Origin of the sequence: Acidisoma cellulosilyticum, assembly GCF_020621385.1 — a bacterium.
GTDB lineage: Bacteria > Pseudomonadota > Alphaproteobacteria > Acetobacterales > Acetobacteraceae > Acidisoma > Acidisoma cellulosilyticum.
The window spans coordinates 12,501-16,360 of sequence record NZ_JAESVA010000022.1; the positions used below are offsets into that span (position 1 = coordinate 12,501).

Here is a 3,860-nt window from a genome sequence, read left to right on the forward strand (position 1 = left end):
TGGGTATGGGCCAGTAGCTCAGCTGGTTAGAGCACACGCTTGATAAGCGTGGGGTCGGAGGTTCAAATCCTCCCTGGCCCACCAATCCTAAGGTTGGATGTTTTGACTGGCTTTAGGGAGTGGAAATTTTTTGGTTCTTTTTTATAAAAAAGAACAGTTACTGATTTAATTCATTAAGTAAGTAATTCTTCTTTTCTGAAGAAAAGAAGCAAAAGACTTTCATTCACTCTCCGTCGCGGTAGGGACAGCAAATCATGGCATCGAGCGTTTGAGCTTTGGTTCAAGCGAGCTTTGCTGTGTTTATTTCCAGGCCTGAGGGTTTGGAAAGACAGTGTTCTTTAAATCGTGAATCAGGGTTTGGCGCATCTGCGCGAATTTGTTGCATGTCTGACCGGACGAGGGCGTAAGCCCGGATCCCCGCAGCAAGTTTGTTCAGAAGCGTGAGAGAATGGATGTGCATATTTGTGCGTCTGTTCGGAAGAAGGATTGTTCTCGCAACGCCTTTGGACGGACAGCATCTGGATGGGGATAGGTCCTCTTGTGCAAAGCTTCGGCTTTGGATGGGTTGGATGGTTCCTGTGCAAGGTGGGGACGAACCTTCCCTAGAAGGTTTGTCCGCGAGGCAATGAGCATGAGAAGGGCGTTCGGTGGATGCCTTGGCACCAGGAGGCGATGAAGGACGTGGCACGCTGCGAAAAGCCATGGGGAGCCGCGAGCAGGCGTTGATCCATGGATATCCGAATGGGGAAACCCACCCAGCGATGGGTATCCTAACCTGAATACATAGGGTTAGGAGGCGAACCCGGGGAACTGAAACATCTCAGTACCTGGAGGAAAAGACATCAACAGAGATTCCGTCAGTAGTGGCGAGCGAAAGCGGATCAGGCCAGTGGTTATAAGCGAGTGAGCAGAACGGTCTGGAAAGTCCGGCCTGAGCGGGTGATAGCCCCGTATGCGGTGAGTTTGCTTATAATCCTTGAGTAGGGCGGGACACGTGAAATCCTGTCTGAACGTAGGGGGACCACCCTCTAAGCCTAAATACTCCCTGGTGACCGATAGTGAACAAGTACCGTGAGGGAAAGGTGAAAAGCACCCCGACGAGGGGAGTGAAAGAGACCTGAAACCGGACGCCTACAAGCAGTCGGAGCCGCAACTGCGGTGACGGCGTACCTTTTGTATAATGGGTCAGCGAGTTTCTGTTTGCAGCGAGCTTAAGCCGTTAGGTGTAGGCGTAGCGAAAGCGAGTCTGAATAGGGCGACAAGTTGCAGGTAGAAGACCCGAAACCGAGTGATCTAGCCATGGCCAGGCTGAAGGTGCGGTAACACGCACTGGAGGGCCGAACCCACGCCTGTTGAAAAAGTCGGGGATGAGCTGTGGCTAGGGGTGAAAGGCCAATCAAACTCGGAAATAGCTGGTTCTCCGCGAAATCTATTGAGGTAGATCGTCGGGTGTTTACCCTGGGGGGTAGAGCACTGGATGGGCTAGGGGGGCCCAAAGCCTTACCAAACCTAACCAAACTCCGAATACCCAGAAGTATAGCCCGGCAGACAGACCATGGGTGCTAAGGTCCGTGGTCGAGAGGGAAACAGCCCAGACCGCCAGCTAAGGTCCCCAAGTTGTGGCTAAGTGGGAAAGGATGTGGGAATTCCAAAACAACCAGGAGGTTGGCTTAGAAGCAGCCATCCTTTAAAGAAAGCGTAATAGCTCACTGGTCTAATAGAAATCCTGCGCCGAAAATGTAACGGGGCTCAAGCCACACACCGAAGCTGCGGGTGTAGAGTGATCTACGCGGTAGCGGAGCGTTCTGTAGGCCTGCGAAGGGAGATGGGGTGACCCCTCCTGGAGGTATCAGAAGTGCGAATGCTGACATGAGTAGCGACAAACAGTGCGAGAAACACTGTCGCCGAAAGTCCAAGGGTTCCTGCGCAAGGTTAATCCGCGCAGGGTTAGCCGGCCCCTAAGGTGAGGGCGAAAGCCGTAGTCGATGGGAATCAGGTGAATATTCCTGAGCCTGCTGGAAGTGACGAATGCAAGATGTTGTCAGAACTTATTGGATTGTTCTGGCTTTTGGCGCATTCCAGGAAATAGCTCCAGCATATAGACCGTACCCGAAACCGACACAGGTGGACTGGTAGAGAATACCAAGGCGCTTGAGAGAACCATATCGAAGGAACTAGGCAAATTGCTCGCGTAACTTCGGGATAAGCGAGACCCGTCTTTGGGCAACCATGGGCGGGTGGCACAGAGCAGGGGGTAGCGACTGTTTAGTAAAAACACAGGGCTCTGCGAAATCGAGAGATGACGTATAGGGTCTGACGCCTGCCCGGTGCCGGAAGGTTAAGAGGAGGTGTGCAAGCACTGAATTGAAGCCCCGGTAAACGGCGGCCGTAACTATAACGGTCCTAAGGTAGCGAAATTCCTTGTCGGGTAAGTTCCGACCTGCACGAATGGCGTAACGACTTCCCCACTGTCTCCGGTATGGGCTCAGCGAAATTGAATTCCCCGTGAAGATGCGGGGTACCCGCGGTCAGACGGAAAGACCCTATGAACCTTTACTGCAGCTTTGCAGTGGCATCAGGGGAGCACTGTGTAGGATAGGTGGGAGGCTTTGAAGCCGGGGCGCTAGCTCTGGTGGAGCCATCCTTGAAATACCACCCTGGGCGCTTCTGATGTCTAACTGAGACCGGTTATCCCGGTTCAGGACCCTGCATGGTGGGCAGTTTGACTGGGGCGGTCGCCTCCCAAAGTGTAACGGAGGCGCGCGATGGTGGGCTCAGGCCGGTCGGACATCGGCTGCTGAGTGCAATGGCATAAGCCCGCCTGACTGTGAGAGCGACAGCTCGATCAGAGACGAAAGTCGGCCATAGTGATCCGGTGGTCCCGCGTGGAAGGGCCATCGCTCAACGGATAAAAGGTACTCTAGGGATAACAGGCTGATCTCCCCCAAGAGTCCACATCGACGGGGAGGTTTGGCACCTCGATGTCGGCTCATCACATCCTGGGGCTGGAGCAGGTCCCAAGGGTTCGGCTGTTCGCCGATTAAAGTGGTACGTGAGCTGGGTTTAGAACGTCGTGAGACAGTTCGGTCCCTATCTGCCGTGGGTGAAGGAGACTTGAGAGGATTTGTCCCTAGTACGAGAGGACCGGGATGAACATACCTCTGGTGCACCGGTTGTCACGCCAGTGGCACAGCCGGGTAGCTAAGTATGGACGGGATAACCGCTGAAAGCATCTAAGCGGGAAACCCACCTCAAAACTAGGTCTCCCTGAGGGTCGTGGTAGACCACCACGTCGATAGGCCGGATGTGAAAGCGCGGTAACGCGTTCAGCTAACCGGTCCTAATCACCCGATAGGCTCATTACAAATTACTCACCACCTCGCACAGCAATCATCTAACCGATCGCTGATAACAGATGACAAACACACACAAATAAGCACATCCAAATCTCTCAAACCAAAACGCTAGAGCCGTTAAGCAAGATCTTCTTTTCTATAGAAAAGAAACAAAAGATTTTCATTCCTTAAAGAATAGAAGTTTTTTGGTTCTTTTTTTCAAAAAAGAAAACCTTCCTGCGCTCGCGCCAGACCCACGTTCACCACACCCAAAGGGTGGGTTGGACGACCTGGTGGCCATAGCGGGGAGCCCGCACCCGATCCCATCCCGAACTCGGCCGTGAAAAACCCCAGCGCCCATGGTACTGCGTCTTAAGGCGCGGGAGAGTAGGTCGCCGCCAGGTCATCCAACCCACCCTTTACCGTTTAAAACTCACCCCCGCGGGGTGGAGCAGCCCGGTAGCTCGTCAGGCTCATAACCTGAAGGTCACAGGTTCAAATCCTGTCCCCGCAACCATAACTATA

At 53.5% G+C, this 3,860-nt stretch carries 2 tRNA genes and 2 rRNA genes; all 4 read left to right on the forward strand.

Going from position 1 to position 3,860, the window contains the following annotated elements:
- Positions 1-7 precede the first annotated feature (7 nt).
- The 4 genes from ACELLULO517_RS27805 to ACELLULO517_RS27820 all read left to right on the forward strand — a co-directional run bounded on the left by ACELLULO517_RS27805 (position 8) and on the right by ACELLULO517_RS27820 (position 3,852).
- A tRNA-Ile gene (locus ACELLULO517_RS27805) sits at positions 8-84 on the forward strand.
- Positions 85-624: 540 nt separating this feature from the next.
- Positions 625-3,364, forward strand: a 23S ribosomal RNA gene (locus ACELLULO517_RS27810).
- 260 nt (positions 3,365-3,624) lie between these two features.
- Positions 3,625-3,739: ribosomal RNA gene (rrf, locus tag ACELLULO517_RS27815) — 5S ribosomal RNA — on the forward strand.
- A gap of 36 nt (positions 3,740-3,775) precedes the next feature.
- A tRNA-Met gene (locus tag ACELLULO517_RS27820) sits at positions 3,776-3,852 on the forward strand.
- Positions 3,853-3,860: the final 8 nt, after the last annotated feature.